Origin of the sequence: Mesorhizobium sp. M0106 (assembly GCF_040322715.1) — a bacterium.
In the GTDB taxonomy this organism is placed as follows: domain Bacteria; phylum Pseudomonadota; class Alphaproteobacteria; order Rhizobiales; family Rhizobiaceae; genus Mesorhizobium.
Genome location: NZ_JAMYUA010000018.1, coordinates 68987 through 87305 on the forward strand (window position 1 = coordinate 68987; position 18319 = coordinate 87305).

12 protein-coding genes are annotated in these 18319 nt (G+C 56.2%); 4 read left to right on the forward strand and 8 right to left on the reverse strand.

What is annotated here, in order from left to right; genetic code table 11:
• Positions 1-191: 191 nt before the first annotated feature.
• The 5 genes from NKJ55_RS18900 to NKJ55_RS18920 form a co-directional block, all read right to left on the reverse strand.
• Entirely contained in the window at positions 192-1481 is a 1290-nt protein-coding gene (locus tag NKJ55_RS18900) for a TRAP transporter large permease (protein WP_502904492.1), read from the reverse strand.
• Positions 1482-1565: 84 nt separating this feature from the next.
• Positions 1566-2648, reverse strand: coding sequence for a TRAP transporter small permease subunit (locus NKJ55_RS18905; RefSeq protein ID WP_352451175.1), 1083 nt, complete (start codon positions 2646-2648; stop codon positions 1566-1568).
• A gap of 76 nt (positions 2649-2724) precedes the next feature.
• Positions 2725-3843, reverse strand: coding sequence for a TRAP transporter substrate-binding protein DctP (gene dctP / locus NKJ55_RS18910; protein ID WP_352451176.1), 1119 nt, complete (start codon positions 3841-3843; stop codon positions 2725-2727).
• Between the two features lie 551 nt (positions 3844-4394).
• Entirely contained in the window at positions 4395-5234 is an 840-nt protein-coding gene (locus NKJ55_RS18915) for a D-alanyl-D-alanine carboxypeptidase family protein (protein ID WP_352451177.1), read from the reverse strand.
• Between the two features lie 534 nt (positions 5235-5768).
• Entirely contained in the window at positions 5769-6866 is a 1098-nt protein-coding gene (locus NKJ55_RS18920) for a cupin-like domain-containing protein (RefSeq protein WP_352451178.1), read from the reverse strand.
• Positions 6867-7010: 144 nt separating this feature from the next.
• On the opposite strand from NKJ55_RS18920, the gene NKJ55_RS18925 reads away from it, so the two are divergent.
• On the forward strand, positions 7011-7178 hold the full coding sequence (locus tag NKJ55_RS18925) for a hypothetical protein (RefSeq protein WP_352451179.1): 168 nt from the start codon (positions 7011-7013) through the stop codon (positions 7176-7178).
• A 38-nt stretch (positions 7179-7216) separates the two neighbouring features.
• On the opposite strand, the gene NKJ55_RS18930 is transcribed toward NKJ55_RS18925, so the two are convergent.
• The 3 genes from NKJ55_RS18930 to NKJ55_RS18940 all read right to left on the reverse strand — a co-directional run bounded on the left by NKJ55_RS18930 (position 7217) and on the right by NKJ55_RS18940 (position 11886).
• Complete coding sequence (locus NKJ55_RS18930) at positions 7217-8542, reverse strand: HlyD family type I secretion periplasmic adaptor subunit (RefSeq protein ID WP_352451180.1); 1326 nt, start codon at positions 8540-8542, stop codon at positions 7217-7219.
• Positions 8539-10146: an ATP-binding cassette domain-containing protein gene (locus NKJ55_RS18935; protein ID WP_352451181.1), complete on the reverse strand. Its 1608-nt coding sequence runs from the start codon at positions 10144-10146 to the stop codon at positions 8539-8541. The genes NKJ55_RS18930 and NKJ55_RS18935 overlap by 4 nt, the downstream gene beginning before the upstream one ends.
• A 96-nt stretch (positions 10147-10242) precedes the next feature.
• The gene (locus tag NKJ55_RS18940) at positions 10243-11886 is read right to left on the reverse strand and encodes a hypothetical protein (protein WP_352451182.1); all 1644 of its coding nucleotides are present in this window, start codon (positions 11884-11886) and stop codon (positions 10243-10245) included.
• Between the two features lie 564 nt (positions 11887-12450).
• On the opposite strand from NKJ55_RS18940, the gene NKJ55_RS18945 reads away from it, so the two are divergent.
• From NKJ55_RS18945 to NKJ55_RS18955, 3 genes are all read left to right on the forward strand, one after another.
• Complete coding sequence (locus tag NKJ55_RS18945) at positions 12451-14601, forward strand: ATP-grasp domain-containing protein (protein WP_352451183.1); 2151 nt, start codon at positions 12451-12453, stop codon at positions 14599-14601.
• A 46-nt stretch (positions 14602-14647) separates the two neighbouring features.
• On the forward strand, positions 14648-15112 hold the full coding sequence (locus NKJ55_RS18950) for a hypothetical protein (protein WP_352451184.1): 465 nt from the start codon (positions 14648-14650) through the stop codon (positions 15110-15112).
• 311 nt (positions 15113-15423) lie between these two features.
• Positions 15424-17730, forward strand: a complete 2307-nt coding sequence (locus tag NKJ55_RS18955; protein WP_352451185.1) for a CapA family protein — start codon at positions 15424-15426, stop codon at positions 17728-17730.
• The last annotated feature ends 589 nt before the right edge of the window (positions 17731-18319 follow it).

Sequence of the window (18319 nt, forward strand, 5' to 3'; positions counted from 1 at the left end):
GCGGCATTCCCGGGGCGGCGTAGGCGAGATAACCAAGACTGGTCGAGTGCGATAAACCCGCACTCGCAGCCAGGATTGTTTCAAGAAGCGATCTCATGACGACGCGCAAAGGAAGGCAAAAAGGTGACGCCGTTCAAGCGAAAAGCTATCAAATTCGACTGATCCTCGGTGTCGGCAAGCCGCAAATGTGGTCAATTGGCTCCGTACATGACCTTCGGGAGCCAGACGACGATTGAGGGGAACACGATGCATAGTCCCACTCCGATCGCCTGCAGGCACAAGAAGGGGACTGCGGATCGAAAGATCGTCGCCATCGAGATCTCCGGCGGCGCAACGCTCTTCAGATAGAACAGCGAATAGCCGAAAGGCGGGCTAAGGAACGCCATCTGCATGTTGACCATGAAAATGACACCATACCACAGTGGCACGTCTTCAGGAGCCACACCGGCTAGCCCAAACGTGCCGCCGAATTCGAGTGGCTTTAGGATGGGCAGAAATATCGGTACGGTGAGAAGGAGAATGCCCACCCAGTCCAGAAACATGCCCAGGACGAACAGAATGATCATCATCAGAACAAGAACGCCGTAAGGCGCCAAGCCTGTTCCGAGTATCGATTCGGCTACGAAGTTCTGCCCACCTTTCAGGATGAAGAAACCGACGAACATGGTGGCGCCGAAGAATATCCACATGACCATCGCCGTGGCCTTGAGCGTCGCGACACAGGCCTCCCGGATCGTGTCCCAGGTCAGGCGCCGATGTGCGGCGCAGACGATGAAAGCCCCGAACGTACCGATGCCGGCGGCTTCGACCGGCGTGGCAATGCCCATGAAGATGACCCCGAGCACAAGCAGGATCAGCAGTATCGGCATGAACGTCCGGCGCAAAAGCTTGAGTTTTTGGGCGAAGTCAATGCGCTCGTTCGGCGGCAACGCCGGGCCGAGTTTGGGGTCGATGTAACAGCGCGCCGTCACGTAGGCGACGTACATCCCGGACAGCAGCAGCCCGGGAAATACCGACCCGATCAAAAGCTCGCCCAGCGACTGCTGCGCCACGACGGCATAGACGATCGCCATGACGGAAGGGGGTATGAGAATGCCTAGGGTCCCGCCAGCAAGAAGCGAGCCGCAGGCGAGCTTGGCGTCGTAGTTGCGGCGCAGCATGGCCGGGAGCGCGATCATGCCCATCGTCACTTCCGTCGCCCCGACGACACCGACCATCGCGGCCAGCAGCGTGCAGGAGATCACCGTGGCCGATGCGAGCCCGCCTTTGAGTCCGCCCAGCCATTTGTAGACGACATCGAACAGCTCCTCGATGATGCCCGCCTTCTCGAGAATCGCGGCCATGAAGATGAAAAGCGGCACCGCCGAGAGCTGATAATCCGTCATGAACGGGAAGACCCGAGACGGCAGCATGTTCAGCATGGCCGAATTGCCGAATAGAAAGAGGAAAAGCACGGCAAGGCTGCCGGTGCAAAAGGCCATCGGTAATCCGAGCAGCAAAAGTACGCCCAGACCCCCGAACATCAATATGCTGAGCCACAGGATCGGAAGCTCGAGGCCCATCGCTCAGCCGACCCTTCCAAATGCAGTGGCGATGTCTCGCATCAGCCGGGATAGACCCTGAAGCAACAGGAGCGCTGCCCCGACGGGGATCGCGAGCTTTACCGGCCAGTATTGGATGCCCCATTCGGTGAATGAGCGTTCGCCAACCGCCGTGGCATCGCTCGCAAATCGCCATCCTGTGACCAGCATGGTGCCGGTGAACAAGAAGAAGAAGGCCGAGGTGATGATGTCGCAGACAGCACGACCGCGTTCGGAGAGATGGCTGTAGACGATGTCTACCCTGACATGCGTTTCGTCACGGTAGGCATAGGCGCCTGCCAGCATGTACTGGATGCCGAACATAAGAAACATGCTTTCATGTACCCAGTTGGTCGGTGAGTTGAAAACAAAACGGGCCACCACTTCGTAGTAGTACGCCACCACTGCGAGAACCGACCAATACGCGACGAACTCGCCCGTCACGCGTACCAGCCAGTCGACCGGCTGGAACAACGCGAGCGGTTGCTTGACGGGCGTGGCTGGCACATCGACTACGAGCGGATGGTCGGCCGCGGCGCGCTCGATCTCACGGGTGCGGGCGCGCCGCACAAGACCGGGTATTAGAAGGGCGTCGCCTGCGAGAGCGAGACCAAGCAGAAGTCCGGCAATTCGGCCGATGCTGTTGGCGCGCTCGAGCCCATGGGCGGCGGCGCTCAGATTATCGCGCGCCACCGTGGCGTCTGCCTCAGCTTTCGCCAGGCGATCGGCAGCGCCTTCTTTGCTGGCTGCGACATCTGCCTTGGCACGCGGCAACAGCCTTTCGGCGTGTTCGCTCTGGGATCGCGCGAGCGACACTGCCTCACGTCCGTCGCGTACCTGGGCGCTCGTCCAAAGCACTGCAATGAACAGCGGGATAAAAATGAATCCCCACCTGCTCTTCAGATAAAACCGGTGCATGCCGAGGAAGCCTGCAGTGACCAGGAACAGGTAAGCAAGAAAGAGATTTGGACGGCCGGCATCGCGCTGTGCCCGCTCGCGATGGACAAGGAAGACCGCAACGAGCGGGAAAAGCACGAGGCTTGACCAGTATAGCCAGTGCGGCAGCACAAATGTGAGTGAGGGCATCGGCGACTGCCTCTTGCAGGAGAGTGCGCCCGCCCGGACAGGACGGGCGCGGAGAGCCTCAGAGGTTGATCGACAATCCCTGATACATGTCCGGCGTCACGTAACCGACGGTCGGGTTCTCCATCACCTCAAGCTGCAGTTTGAAGATGCGCGCCGCGTCCTTATCCTTGTTGGCCCACTCGAACCAGATTGGCACCGCGATTTCCTGGAACTTCTGGAGGTCCTCCGGTCCAAGCCGATTGATTTCAATGCCGGCATCCAGGAATTTCTGCCAGGCCTCCATGTCGGCCTTCTGGATGGCCCCGAAATGGACATTGGAATAGACTTGGATTTCGTCTTCCACGAACTTCTTGAGGTTGTCCGGGAGTTGGTTCCAGACATTCATGTTGACGGCAAAGTCCATCAGATCGACGGGCTGGTATACGGACATCAGACCGGCTGGGCCCATGGAAATGTACTTGGTCACCTGCTGGAACCCGAGCGCCCAGTTGACCGCCGGCCCAGTGTAGTCGGCCGCATCGATCGTGCCTTTCTCCAGTGCGGAGAATACCTCGCCCCCCGGCAGCAGCGTCGTCTTGGCGCCCGCTTTCGCGAATGTCTCGGCGATCATGCCGCCCGGTACGCGCAGCTTCAGATCCCTGAAATCCTCGATCGAGCGGATCGGTGTCTTTGAGTGGATGATGTTCGGGCCGTGGTGAATGCGGTTGACGTAGTAAAGACCTTGTTTCGCATAAAGGTCGCGCGCGGCCTGCAGACCACCTTTCGAATAGAAAAAGATGTCCCATTCGTGCGGATAGCGTAGCCCCATCGTGTAAGAGGAGAGGAACGCCGCAGCGGGAAGCTTACCGGCCCAGTAAAGTGAAAACGAGTTCATCGCTTCCAGAACGCCGTTCTTCACCCCGTCGAGGAGTTCGAAGTCACCGACGATGTCCTTTGCCTTGAACGGCTGAAATTCGAGTTGGCCTCCGGTCTTTTCCTTGATGGTCCCACACCAGCTCTGGAAAGTTTCAAGTCCGACACCCGCCGGCCACGAGGTTTGAATCTTCCAGATGATCGTGTCAGCGGCTCCGGCCTTTCGAACCCAGGGAGCGGTAAGCGCCGTCGCCGTTAGCCCAGTGACAAGTCCACTCGTCTTCAGAAATCTTCGCCTTGATTGGGAATGCGATTCTCCGTCCATTGTCTTCCTCCCTGTTCGGCAAGCGGACCTGGGCCCGCCGCCGGTCTCAAAACGTAAAATTCAATGACACAACGGATGCCCCTTTCTTGCGGGACCAGAGCTGCCCCTTTCCGCATCGGTTGTGGCTGAATTGCCAAGGCCGCTAACGAGAGCGAAAGGAACTGGCGCGCAGCTTGCAAATAACATAGCGCGGCGCGATGATTTTCAATCACTGCGCGCCCGACCCGCAATATGCTCGTGCGGTTTCAATAAATCCACGGTTTTAGTGGGTTATCGGCTAGTCAACGCGGCGTTCCTTCGGCTTATACGAAGCTCGGTGCGGCTTCCGTCCCTGCTTCTCAAGCCGAAACATTGGCCAGGTTGACCTTGCCCCTCTGATCTAATGCGGTTTGAAGTTCGTTCTGGCCCATCGAGAGGACCAGGACATGAATGCGAGACGTTCAGGGAACGAAACAGATTTTCAACAACCTGCTAGTAGTTTCGTCATGACGGTCACTCGCCGCAGCTCGGGTGGGCTGAGCATCCCCTATCATGCTCGATTTCTCGTCACATCACACCTCATCCAAAGCGCTCAAGAGAAGCCGCATATCCGCATAGCGGGCATCATCCGAAGGAGAGCAGAGTATGACCGAGGCTAATTTCGCCCCCGAGGTCGTCTGCGAATAGATGGTAAGGTTATAGGTCTTGGGCCGGAGCGTTCCAGTCTTGCCACCCAGAACATCGTCGCCTTCAATCATTTTTACAGACGACGTGATTTGTTGGGTTCTAGCATTCGGCCCTATGATCGTCATGTTGTAGGTGGCGCGGCCCCACACACTCGAAATCGCTGGGCGCTCGATCGCATCCACCAGGAGCTTCGCTATGTCCGCACAGGTTGTGATCTGTGCCGGGGCATAGAGCCCATGCGGATTAACGAAAGTCGAATTGGTCATTCCGAGACTGGCGGCCGTCGCGTTCATCTCCTGAACGAAACGAGGAACAGAGCTTGCCTCGTTTTCCTCGATATCAATCAGAAGCTGGCCGAAAGTCCGTGCCACTACGTTGGCCGTGACGTTGGAGGACGGCAGCATCATGTTTGCGATCGCATCCTGAAAGGAAAAGCGATCACCCACGTTAATGTTTTTGCCCGACCCCTTTGCTTTGTCCTCTACGATCATCTCCATCATGGTGTTCAAGGAACGTTCGCACCGAGATGCCACATTGAGCGCTGTGATGGTGGTCACTAGCTTTGTGAGGGAGGCAGGGGGGAAAGAGCCCTGCGGGTTCTTTTCAAACACCGCTTGAGGAGCTCCTGCGGATGGGATCTTCAGGACCATCGCAGCTTGAGCTGAGAGCGCGATGGAGTTCAGCACTTCGTGGCGGGTCCGGTCAACATGGTAGCACTTGAGCATGGTAGCATGCCTCCCGCAGCTGCAATGACCCGAGCTCAGTCGACGCAAACAGGACGTTGGTGATGTCTACGCGTCTCCAGAGGCTAGTCTTGATTTGCCCATCCGGTGGTGTTTCGTGTGGTGCCGCGTCCTCCGCCGCGTCCTCTGGTCATTCACGAAGAGCACGCCCCATGGCGGCAGAGACCGGCGCGCTGAGATACTCCCATGCTGACCTCGCTCCAGTTTCGATCATGACCTGTGTGCTCATCCAGCTTGCAATGCTACAGGCGCTGCTTTCAAAGACTCCGGTCTCAGAACAATTCGAACTGAATAGAAGCTTGACCGGCCCGAGGGTCATTAGTCGGTCAGCTGAAAGAGTGCGAATGTCACCGCTCATCGGTTGCTGGTAACGTTTGCTCACAGCGCTCAGCCAAACCATCGCGTAACCGCCGTCCCCTCCTCAGCTTGTCGCAGGATGAAGGCGATCTGCACCTCCGAAAACTTCAACTCAGTGGAAAATTCCAGCTCAGAACGGTCAGAAATCCGGGATGCAGGTCAATGCCGAACAGGTAGTCCAGCCGCGGGATGCGAGAGCGCCTCAAACTCTGCCTTCGTTAGGTCTTGCTCGGTCTGAAAACACCGCGCCATGAGGACTCCGAGATCTTCGGGGATCCGCAACGCCTTTGCTTGGTCCCGCCCCAACTGCGCCAGGAATGCGCACCATTGATCGTATTCCGTTTTGCCGGTGTCGCTCTTCCACTCAACATAGGCATGCTTGGCCAGAGTCTTAATTTCGTGGCTGGGAATCGGTTCGATGCCGTAACGGTATGCGCCTTGCAGGACCTGATAGCCGAATACAAGCAGAGCGCCGGCCCAGTCCAGCGCACTCCGTCTCAAACGCCGGTTGATGCTGACGGAGAATCCCTCGGTTTCAACCTCATGCCACCAATCGACCGGCATATACAAAACGTCACCTGCATTCAGTACGGCAATCTCTCCATGCAGTTGATTCAACAACGGGAACTGGTCAAAATCGGGATTATTCAAATCCACAAGCGCCCGCCTGGGCTTGTCGGCCGTCTTTTCATGCTGCGGATAGATGAAACTATAATCCCAAGGGGGGAACATTTTTACGGCTTTTGTCCCGTGTAGCTGCACCAGGAATGCGTACCAATGATCATAATGCGCCTTGGCGGCAACCCCTTCGGAAGCAACATAGGGAGACGAGCCAACGAACTCCAGGTCGCTTGGCCAAGGCAATGCCTCCAGAAGACTGCTCGGGACTTTCCCGCCAAACATGTAGTAGCGCTCGTTTGCATCGATCAGTGGTTGCCATTCCCCCTGGCCTAGGATCCGCTCGAACAACTCACGGAAGGTCATTTCGTGTGTCATCCCGCTCTTGCGTAAGACATAGGATGCAGTGGAAACCGTGGTCTCGTCCCCTGGAACCACCGTAACCTGCCCGGTATGCCGCGCCCATTTGGGGTCATCCAATCCCCAACCGTCGGAGGCTGCAACCCAGCCTCGAACAACAAACGGCCGATTTTGTCGGATTGCCGTGGAGATTTGCTTGCTGTCAATCTCCTCGATCGGTTTCATGTTAAGCTTCGGCGTTTCGCCAGCTGATTCAGCGAGTTTGGCGTTGCTGGCCATGGTTTCCACTCTTATTTCAGTTGGATGATATGTGGCTGTCGGGGGCGATGTCGTCGTGCATTCGAACGGCAGCGATCCAGACACTATGGTGTTCAATGGCCGTGCTGATCGACGAAAGCCGTCACCTGGCAGCGGGACACGCCGATGGCCTGGCAGAGCTTGGCGCTGTTTCCATTCCTCACCGTGCGCGAGAATGTCGAGTTCGGCCTGCGCATGCGCGGCGTCGACAGGGCCGAGCGGCGGCGACGCGTCGACTGGTGGCCGCGACTGGAAGAAGACATAATACTCGATACTCGCCCAAATTATACTTGAACGGGAGCGTAAAAGTCTTTGTCTATTGCTCGTTCTCTTTATTCACGAAGAGCACGTCCCATAGCGGCATAGACCGGCGCGCTGAGATACTCCCATGCTGACCTCGCTCCAGTTTCGATCATGACCTGTGTGCCCATTCCAGCTTGCAATGCTCCAGGCTTCAAAGACTCCGGCCTCAGAACAATTCGGACTGAATAAAAAGCCTGACCGGTCCGAGGGTCAATTAGCCGGTCAGCTGAAAGAGTGCGAACGTCACCGGTCATCGGTTGCTGGTAACGTCTGTTCACAGCGCTAAGCCACACCGTCGCGTGCAGCCCCACTTTCACCTGATCGACGTCGAGGGGGTCAACGTTTGCCACAACAACGAAGCTATCCTCCTGAGGGACGATGTCCATCAGCGGCTCTCCCGCCGTTACGACCCCTCCATTCGTGTGGACCTTAAGTCCCACTATGGTGCCTCCGATAGGAGCACGTATCTCGGTACGCGTCGCCACGTCATCAGCAGCGGCCATTCGCTGCTCGTATTCGTATATTTTGGCGCGGGTTTCTCCTAGTGTCTCGACGATATCGGCCGTCGTCGAGGCGCTAAGTTCGGCAATCTTGAATTTCGTCTCCTCCATCTTTTGCTGGGTCGCGCCGATCGACGCTACATACCCGCTTAGGGCACCTCCCACGTCCGCCTTTTCTCTTTCCAAATCTACAAGGCGCGTCCTGACTACCAACTTCCTTTCGTACAGGCTGCGCACATCACCTAATTGCTCCTCGATCAGCTCGAGCTTCCGGGTAGCCGCTACCACTTGCCCTTCAAAACCCTCTATCTCCTTCGCCATGCTTCCGGTTGCTTGCTGCAGCAGGGAGAGCTGCTCTCTGAAGAGGTTTTGACGTGTCCGAAAGACACTCTCCTGCCCGGAAACAGCATCCGCTGCCAATTTGCCGGACGCTTTCAATTCAGGCGGAATTTCGATCGAGTCCTTTCCATCTCTTTCCGCGACCAAGCGCGCTTCCGTAGCCTTCGCCTCGTACCACTGCGCCTTGATTTCATTTGCAGCAGCCGCCGAAGCGGTGTTTTGCAATCGTATCAACACCTGGCCTGGCGACACGCGATCTCCTTCTTGAGCCAATATCTCTGATATGATGCCGCCTTCGAGGTGCTGAACTGTCTTTACGTTTGACGCGACATTCACCACCCCGGTGGCCAAGACCGCACCCTGGATAGGTGCCGCGACAAGCCACATGCCGGTCAGGGTCGAGAAGGCAGCGACAATCGCGAAACCAGAGATCACTAAACGCCTACCAAACGGCGGCGGATCCTCGGCTTGCTGGGTGCCGGAGCGTTCGGTGTCACGGGCGAGCGAAGCTATCATTTAACGCTCCGCAATTCAGTTTTCCCGAAGCGAACGGGAGGAACCGAACCTTCGGTGAGCTCAGGCGATCGACTTCCTAGGATCAGCGACCTATCAACTAATCCGGCAAGACGGTTGGTCTGTCCGGATATGGTGACAATTACCGAGCTTCCCGCATCCTTCATAAGCCTAACCGCCGACTCGAGGGTCTTCTTCGAGGCAGCGTCCAAATTGGCGAATGGCTCGTCCAAGACAATAAGTCTCGGCGCGCGAAAGAGCGCGCGGGCAAGGGCTACTCGCTTCCGTTCACTCCCGGACAGGCCGACCGAGTCGTTAAGCAAAGTGTCATAACCCTGGCCCAGACGAATGATAACTTCGTGTATCCCAGCTATTTTTGCTGCGGAAACCACGTCGTCGATAGAACTTTGTTGAAACCGCGCGATATTTTCCGCGACGGTTCCCTCGAAAAGTTCAACGTGCTGAGGTAAATAGCCGATGCCTCCAACTCTAACATTATCCGGAAGCCTGGTTATGTCCATGTCTCCCAAGCGGATCTGGCCGGTGCGGGGCTTGAGCAAACCAATGAGAAGACGAGAAAGCGTCGTCTTGCCGGTGGCTGCACGTCCTATGACCAGCAGCAATTCCCCAGGAGCCAGAGAAAGCGACAGTTTCCTAAATACGTCTGCTCGCGATCCAGCATGCCTGAATGTAACTTGATCGAGAACTAACGAGCCTTGCGGCGTTCCAGGAAGCAGAGACGGCTCTACGTCCAACGGTTTGGCAAGCTCCGCCTTGATCTTGGAGTATCCCTCCCGCGCTTCCCTGAGGCTTCTGAGCTCCCGAACTGCCTTTTCCACCATTCTGTAAGCAAATCTGGCAATGAGCCGGGCTGCAAATACGCCTCCGAGGGACGCCGAATCGTTCAGGAACAGCCAGATGCCCGATGCCAATAGAACTATGTAAACGCAACGGTTCAGCGCCCGGATCGCTGCATCAAGGCTCGATCCTCTGGCATTAAGCCGCTCCCGCTGCAAAAAGCCATCTACTCTGTTCCTACCCCAGCGACCGGCGATCGCGTCGGCCATTGCGAAGGCGCCGACTACGTCTTTGTGCCTTTCCGCTGAGATCAATACCTCTTTCGCCTGCTTGGCAGCTTCACGTTCAGCTTGGCGGGGCTCTTGTGTGATCTTTTCTTTGAGCAGGCCCATGCCTGTCAGCAAAGCCATGCCTGCCAACGCGATCAGGCCGAGAACAGGATGGATCAAGTATACACATAACAGGAAAACGGGAGCCCAGACCACGTCCAGCCAAGCAGCTAGCCCTCGCTCAACAAAGCTGGAGACTTTCTCGATGCTGGTCAGAAGCGGCGGATTGGGGACGCCTGCCGTCAATCCGGCTTTCACGGACTGGCTGGTCAAGTGGTGCTCGATCCAAACGCTCCAGCGGGAAAGCATACGATGACGAATGGCTTCCAGCACGACGCCAGTTACCAGAGCGAGCAAGGCGGCCAAGGTCAGAATAACGAGGGTTTCCACGCTCCGGCTGGAAATGACCCGGTCGAATATTTGTATAAAATAAAGCGGCCCAGCAAATCGGAGCGCATTGATACAGACACCAAAACCCACAACCGCAGCAAGGCCAGGTATCGACCTTCGCCACATTTCGCTGAGGGGGGCGCTGTACCGCCGCCTACCTCGTGTTCTCAGCAAGGACACCGTCTTTCACGCCCGTCCAAGCGGGGCATGCTGGTCGGGGTCCTCGTTGAAAATTCCCGAGAAATTCATGATCATCCCATCCAAATCGTCATGAGGGCTCAAAGCAGGTCCCGCAAGAACATTTGGCTGAAGCCGATTTGCTGCCCAAAGGCGTTCATCGTGATCAACTGCCTCGAACATCGACCAAGCTCCGCTCACGAGGTTGTACATTTGGGTGGCGGACAGGGGAGGGCAGCCGAGGGCTTGGACCAGGCTGCCCAGAGATGACTTGAGGGCTCCACGGGTTTTTGCCAGCACTGCCGCTTCAATCAACTCAGCGGGCGCCTGGATCGACATAAATGCGGGGTTCGAGCTTTGCGATAGCAACTCGGGCAACGTGACCGAGACGCTCCCAAAGGGACTCGGCCATGTCGCCCTGCTGTCACTGGCAGGCCTTCCGGGGCCAGGTGTTTCTCCCAACTCTGCCAGAATCAGTTCGTGCGCGAGCTTCCCTAAAAAATCAATTCGCAGCTGGGAAGAGTAGGCTCGACCCTGGTCGAGTGCCGTCATTGGATTTGGGGAATCAGCAATACGCCGTAGATATGGATTATTGGCCTGTCCGTTAGCCAGTTTTTCAGAAGCGCGAGCCTTTAGAACGGGGCTGAGTGCCCCATCCTGGAGCTCCCATGGGGAATAGACATGCAGGCCAGTGGCTTCCTCAGCCTCCCTCACACCGAGCGGCGATCGGCCGATCCTGCCGCTAATTGCAAGTACCTTGTGGCCAGCAGCGCGGAGGGTATCAACCCCATACTTTGCTCCCATCGCGTCATAGGAAGCGAAAATCGCGCCAAGAGCCATGCTCCGAAAAGATTCAGCCAGAATTAGCTCGGAAGTTTCCTTCTGCTGCAACCCATCGGCAATCTCAATAACAGCGACGTCACATCCATTTTCAGCGGCATGGTTCAGTAGGCGGAAAGCACCCTTCTCAATCAACTCTACCGGGGCTAAATACGTCGTTGCAAATCCTGCATCTGTGAAATCAAGAACGATGTCGGCTCCGGCATCCCGCACAATCCAGGTGTCGCCACCCGAGCCAGTTCCGGTAATTTTCAGTGCCGCGACCTTCAGTCCCGCCTTTTTGAACCCTCGGACCAATGACGTTGCCGTCAATGTCTTGCCGGCGTTCATTGACGTCCCAAGCGACAGAACAATCGGCAGGGAAGGGGGCAAATCGTCGGAGCTGACCTTGTAATCCCACACGTTTAGCCGGCGACCGAATTTGTCGCCAATCAGGCCGAGAGGGGTGATCTTGGTTGGCGCCAGCATGCGAGCATGCCTGGAAAGCTCACATGCCGCGATGCCGCCCCCCGCTACCAAGTCGCACGGCCCCAGATCAGGGCCTATGACAGCCTCGAACTGGTCAGGAGCGTACCTGTTTCCATAACAGAGGATTATCTCATCTCCGCGAAACATGATCGCCTTTCGCCCGCAGATGAGCTCCAGTCTGCTGTGATTGCCGAGTTCATCAACACGCGCCAAAACAAGATCGCCAGCGACGGGCTGTATAGGTCCGGTGACGAGTGTGCGCATGTGAGATGCGGCGACCCGGCGGGTGGCGAATGCTCGTTTAGCTCTCTTCAGGCGCCCGCGCTTGATTCTTGAAACGGACATGAACCCCCCAACTTACATTTGGATGGCATTTAGAAGTCTTTTCTGTTCGATGGTATAAGATTAAGCTCTCTTCTATACTCCTCTCCGTTTGCAATCGATTATCCAATAACCAATATGATTAGATAAATAGCATTAGATGCCTAAAATACATACCCAAGCTGACGACTTTTAACGGCTATTAACACTATAATGTCTGGATCTCTGCCATTCGAATGCATGACGACATCTCTCCGCGAGGCCACATACTTGTCCGGATCAGGCCGGCGGGAAATCCACTGGTCTTTCAAGAGAATAAGAACGCGACTTCCGGATGCTGCGGCCGTAGCGTTTAGGCCGACTGAACGCGGGGGATCAGATATAAAGCGTGCTTAAATGTGGTGGAATGCGCCACATCTTCGCCCCTTCACATCGGGTCTTGCCGAAGCCGCTCATACCCATCGATGCGGTGCCCGTTTCGAGATGCATTTGAAGTGGCTGCAGCGGAAGCGTGGTCAGGAAGTCTGTATTGTGGGAGACGGTCGAAAAGCAGGCGGAGCGTGAACATCCGGGGTCAAAAGTGGGGTTATGGTCAGCCTATCTGAAGAGTTGGGACAAATTGAGATTGTCAGTTTTAAGGTGCTATCGGGACTTAATGTGCATAGCACGAACACGGTGGTCAAATTAACCCTGAATATCGGGCGGCTAGCGGTTTCTTGCATCTCCGATTTTACTGCGCTGGCTCGCTCAGCGCTGTCCGAAATGTTTCCCGGTTGTGCACAAAACGCTTTGGTCCCTCGCTACATTGCCGACGCAATCCTGTCCGCTGATCTTGAGCTTCGCCGCGCGATGAATTTCTATTCGTTTTCGCCGACGGCGTCGCTAATAGGCGATCCGTCCGAAAGCCATCTTGCAATTGTTTGGGAGTCGGATGACCCGCAGATGTCGCGCGCGGCTGCTTCGGCTGTCGTTGAAGCGATAGGTGAGGCGGCGCGAGGCGAGGACGGGGCAGCGAAATACGCTCAGACTCGGGAGCTAAACCTGGAAAGGGCGAAGAGACGACGTCTTTCAAATTCGACCGCTGTGCTTGTAGCTGCAGCTAAGAGAAATCACATCCCATTCGAATTCATTGCCCGTAACCACCTTCGCCTTGGCCAAGGCAAGCACCAGAAGCAGCTGTTCTCGACGATATCGGGCTCTACATCGTTTGCGTCGGCGAAGGTGGCCTTGGACAAAAGGCTGGGCAACAGACTTTTGGCGCAAGCGGGGATCCCAGTACCCCGTCAGATTACCGTTCGCACCAAACCTGAGGCCGTCGCTGCCGCCAAACAGCTGGGTAAGACCGTCGTGGTCAAACCGGTTCAGGGAAATCAGGGGCGGGGAGTCTCGGTTAAACTGCGGGGACGCCGTGCAGTTGAGGCTGCATTCGATATAGCGCACGACGTCACTCAGTCAGAGCGCTTTGGCGTCTTGGTTGAGCAGTTCATCGCCGGCCCGGAATTTCGAGCGACAGTCGTTGACTATCATCTCGTGGCGGCGGTCATGTGTTGCCCCCCCCAAGTCGTTGGCGACGGTGAAAAAACGATAGTTGACCTGATTCATGATTTGAACCGAGAACCCGACAGAGACGGGAGACGTCTTTCTCCTGTAGAGATTGACGATGAGCTGCTACGGCACCTAGCCTTGCGTCGTCTTACGCTGGAGTCCGTCCCAATTTCCGGGCAGCCTTTGGTTCTCCGACCTACCGGCCACCTCGCCCGTGGAGGCGTCCCGGTCGATGTTACAAACTCCGTTCATCCAGATAACAGGCAACTGTGCGAGCGCATCGTGAGAGTCATCGGCCTTAACATTGCCGGGATAGATCTCATCATGCCCGATATTGCAAGATCATACAAAGAGGTCGGGTGTACTGTCATCGAGGTAAATGCACGGCCGGGGATCGAGTTTCATCTTTGGCCGCGAGCGGGAACCTCGAGAGATGTGAGTGAGATAATCCTGGCCAATATGTACAATGAGCCGGGCTCTTCGGAAATTGCCACCGTACTCGTCATCGGCGATCGACACACTGGTGCGGTGGCGACAGCAATCGATCATCGGTTCCAGGCGGAAGGGCGAAGAGTTGGTCTCTTGTCGAAAAGAGGCGCTTACATCAACACTGTACCCCAGGAATTTGGGCGGCGGACAACCCCGCAAATGCTGGCCAGAGACCCGTTCCTGGAAGCCCTGGTTTATGCAGCTTCTCCGGACAGACTTTGGGCGAGCGGTCTTTGTCTGGGTGCTTGCCGTGCGGTCTCGATGACTCGAACGGATGCAGACAATGGTACAGTTCTCGAAGATCTCGCTCAGCGAGTGTTGCAGTGCGGAAACCAGGGCTATTTCATTGTCAACAGCGAAGATGAATGGCCCCGCCGTGCGCTGTCGACCTTGCCGACCACACGACTAATATTGGTCAGTTCCGAGCCTGATACTGATACCGACCTACGTCGGCACCTACAGAGTGGTGGTTTGGTTCTAACTTTGAGATGGAGCACTGACGGATCGGGTGCCAAAATGGCGCTTTTGTCGAGATCTGGTGAGCTAGCCGCGGAACCCCTCGCATCTATGTCTCAGTCGCGGCCACAGCAAATAAGGTCTGCCATGCACGCAATGGCAATGTCGTATTTGGCAAAAAAGGATGGCTGGTTCGATGAAGTGGCCCCGTTTCCTTCAGTTCGGCCCGAGACGAACGACGTTCGATAGCAGTGATGAGTTTATCGATTCTGCTCAAGCTAAGGAGAGTAAGGTTATGAACACTGTTTCGCCGACTGCAACACCGAGTGTTTCGCTAAGTGATGCGGCGACACTCGTTGCTTTGACTTTGAAACGCACCACAAACAAAGCGGGACAGCCGCGAACCCGTGCAAGAATGTCGTACAAGACATTCAGGCGCCTGACTGGACGGCGTGTCGGCGGGGCGGCGTTCGTGAGAGGCTTCACGGAGGAATTGTTGAAACTAGGCTGGCTGATGGTCCGTATGCCATCGGCTTACGGCTTCGTGCGCGCCGCCTCCCTCGACAAGTGGCGTCTCATAAAATCAAATATGGTCGCGGAAGAACTTAAGGTGATTAAGGAGGGATCTGCGGCGACGGCATTGGAGAGTGCTCGGCAAGAGCTCGCTGGATCGGGTGAGAATAACGGTTCAGCAGGCGGCCTCAGTAAGGCAGCTCGAATAAGCGGAGAGAAGAAAAAGCCGGTCGCAAGCATCGGATAGATGTGCCTCGTCAGGAGATTGATTTGTGCAGCCCCCATCAGGGGCAGGCGAATTGAGGCCAAAACGCTGCCGGAAGCTGGGCTGCAGACTCGGATCCAGCTTCCCACCATGGAGCGAAAATGCGGCCTCAGAGCATGTTGAAGGACAATCTCCACGCCCTGTAGAGAGTTGGCCTCAGGGCAACCGACGGCATGTCCTTTCGATCAATTCCAGCACCCGCCGGCGAAAGGTTCGCAGGATTGCGGAGCGCAAGACTTGTGAATTCTTGCGTCTCAGCGTTCGCAGAAGAAGCAGTAGCTTTGGGGAAAAAGATGGCGACTGGATCTGTTTACGTCTGGGAGCGTTGCGATTCAGATTTTACTGGCGGCCGGGTGCATTCAACCGAGGTCGAACTGCCTTATCTTTGCCAAAACACGGGGAGGCAAGGGCTGCGTGGGCGGTACGTGGACGTAATCGGTCATTCAGCCACGGATGTTCACTGGCCCACGGGTGAGATGGGCGAAGCACTGCCCGACAAGCAAGGTAACTATGTTTTCAAGCCTTTCGGCGGCGGAATTCTTGGTGAACAGGAAGGTTGTGAGGCCGCGGCACGCTTCGGCCAAGTCAACGTCTACTACCACGTCTCCTTGATAGCTCATCGAGTGAACGAAGTGCTGCGTTCACTCGGCGAGGGCCCGTTGCCGAAGGTCAGAGCGATCGTTAATGCGCACCAGCCGAAACAAGGGGGAGTTAACGGGGATCTACTTAGGTTGGTGCCGGTCAAAGGGACCAAATACCGATATCCAGCAAGAATCGAAAATCTCGATGATTTTTCGATCCCCCTCTGTGGGGAATTGCTGTTCGGCCCGGGGCGTGCAGTCACAGCGGAAGGGTGGCTTCCACGAATTTCAGGCGGTGCTTATCTGTGCGACCCCTCGCACAATGCCAGTTTCATATATCAGGCATTCGGGTTTCACGTGGTGCGCCATACCGCTGACATCCAAGCTGACAGGCTGCATGCACCGCGCGCCAGTTTCAGCAGGCCTGGTCCCCTTGAGTACGCCTTGAGCGCATACTTTGCGGCCGCGATGCTGTCGACTCCCTACGTATGGTGTTGGCACCTCCGTCATGATGCCGAGTTCGTACCATCGGATACTCTTGCCAATGATTCGCGTATGGACGACGCCGAGATGCCACCGCCGGAGGCGCTGGTCGCGCAAGTCATAGCGGCGACAATGTGGGACCTACACAAGGCTTTTCCGGGAGACGAACTTACTTGCATTTCGTTAGTTGTAGCTGCCCTTTTGGCGCTGGGACGACTTTCTGATAGCCCGTATGCTCCTTCCGGAATTCGAACGCGCGCCCTCAGGTCACTTCCGAAGAGCTTTGCCTCGTGTTTGCTTCATGCAGACCGAATGAGATTCAGCAGCCGTTACGAAACACTGATCCGAAGCGTTTTTGAGAAGCGTGGGATCGGCTTTAGTTCTTCAGCGGTTGAGACATTGTTGGCACCCTCCGTTCAGCCACCCCTCTACCGCCTCAGTGAATCGGAAGAAGTCCGGCGCCATGTTGTAAAAATTCGCGAGAAGTTTTCAGAGGTCATAATTCCGGATGACATCGATCTCATCGACCCGGACCAACTTGAACAGTTCCTCTCTTCGTCCGCCAGCGCTCCGTACCATTTGGCGGCGGTCGGAGATGTGATGACCGGGATGCGGATGCGTCATCGTATCCGCAGGTTTGGCCCAGACTATGCCTTCGCCTGGGTCAGGCCGATCTTTAAACGCTGCGCTTTGATAACGGGAAACCTTGAGGGGCCGTTCTCCACCATTTCTGAGAAAGCAGGTACCACTCGGAACTACTCATACAAAGTCGACCCCAAGTCAGCCTCTGTCTTACGTCGTGCAGGCTTCGCTGCCATGACTGTCGCGAATAACCACATTCAAGACTGCGGTCGGGGTGGCGTGGTTGAGACGCTAGCCACGTTAGAGCGACAGTATATTCAACCGTACGGTGGTGGTAGGAACCAGAGCTCTGCTTACCACCCCGCGATTTTTGATGGCGCAGATATCCGCATCGGACTTCTCGGATATTACTGGAACCGTCGAACAGCGGCTCGTGGCGAACTTCCAGGCTCCGCACAAGATGTGCCCGAATTCATCGAGCGTGATCTGGCCCAACTTCGTCCACTGGTCGATCGGATCGCCGTGATGGTACATTGGGGTTTGCCATACCAGCGCCAACCTACCGAGCAAGACCGCATGAAAGCACGGCTATTTATCGACCTGGGTGCGGACGCAGTCATCGGCCATCATCCCCACATCCTTCAGCCGATCGAGATTTATAATGGTCGGCCGATATTATACAGTGTCGGCAATTTTGCATTTGGGTCCGGAAACAGCAAAGGGGAGTCCATTCTGCCTTGCTTCCACTTTGGTGCGAAGCAGATCCGTTTAGATATTTATCCAGTTTACGTTCAAAACAGAGATCCGCGCCTCGACTACCAACCAAAGATAATGGGAGGAGCAGCCGGTCGCGCGACAATCGATCGGTTGCTGGCGTTGTCGCCTGGACTCGCCGATGTTGTCGTAGCCGTTCAAGACAGATGCCTTAGATTGGCCATCCCTGCACTGGCGTGAGGCTCCGAAGCTCATGCGTATGCCGTACGCGGATTTGCACTGGGTTCCTCGATCGCAATGGCGGCGCGAGCGATACGTGCCGACAAAACAAGGAGCCGATACCCTGTCACGCAGGACGCTGAGGTGCCGCGGAGGCGTCGCTTGCGAACATTGCGAGGACCAGACGTGGAGAAACGAACTCTTTACTGCTCAGCCGGTTTTGATTTGTTTAGCTGCCGCTAATGGGGTATGTCATCCCTGCGGGATCGTCCATGGGAGCGACAGGTGCGATTTCTAATCCGTCTGTTAGGGGCAGTCGTCTTAAGCTGTAGTCTGACGTATTCAGGCCAAGTACTTGCCTGGAAGGTCGGCAACGGTACGACCTCAGCAACTATTAACGGCATAAAGTTGACAGTATACACCTATCATCCGAAGAACTGTGCCAATCCATCGATCCTGTTCGTGTTCCATGGACTAAGCCGAACGGCCGAATCCTACCGAGACTACGCGCAGCCTCTTGCGGATCGAAATTGCCTGATCGTTATGGCGCCGCTTTTCGACCTGGAAAGGTTCCCAGGCTGGAGCTATCAGCGGGGAGGCATTGTCAACT

Excerpts from the sequence above, each read along its gene's own strand:
- NKJ55_RS18945 (WP_352451183.1), top strand. The coding sequence starts at position 12,451 with ATGGTCAGCCTATCTGAAGAGTTGGGACAAATTGAGATTGTCAGTTTT.
- NKJ55_RS18950 (WP_352451184.1), top strand. The coding sequence starts at position 14,648 with ATGAACACTGTTTCGCCGACTGCAACACCGAGTGTTTCGCTAAGTGAT.
- NKJ55_RS18920 (WP_352451178.1), bottom strand. The coding sequence starts at position 6,866 with ATGGCCAGCAACGCCAAACTCGCTGAATCAGCTGGCGAAACGCCGAAG.
- NKJ55_RS18955 (WP_352451185.1), top strand. The coding sequence starts at position 15,424 with ATGGCGACTGGATCTGTTTACGTCTGGGAGCGTTGCGATTCAGATTTT.
- NKJ55_RS18925 (WP_352451179.1), top strand. The coding sequence starts at position 7,011 with ATGGCCTGGCAGAGCTTGGCGCTGTTTCCATTCCTCACCGTGCGCGAG.
- NKJ55_RS18930 (WP_352451180.1), bottom strand. The coding sequence starts at position 8,542 with ATGATAGCTTCGCTCGCCCGTGACACCGAACGCTCCGGCACCCAGCAA.
- NKJ55_RS18915 (WP_352451177.1), bottom strand. The coding sequence starts at position 5,234 with ATGCTCAAGTGCTACCATGTTGACCGGACCCGCCACGAAGTGCTGAAC.
- NKJ55_RS18940 (WP_352451182.1), bottom strand. The coding sequence starts at position 11,886 with ATGTCCGTTTCAAGAATCAAGCGCGGGCGCCTGAAGAGAGCTAAACGA.
- dctP (WP_352451176.1), bottom strand. The coding sequence starts at position 3,843 with ATGGACGGAGAATCGCATTCCCAATCAAGGCGAAGATTTCTGAAGACG.
- NKJ55_RS18900 (WP_502904492.1), bottom strand. The coding sequence starts at position 1,481 with ATGGCCTTTTGCACCGGCAGCCTTGCCGTGCTTTTCCTCTTTCTATTC.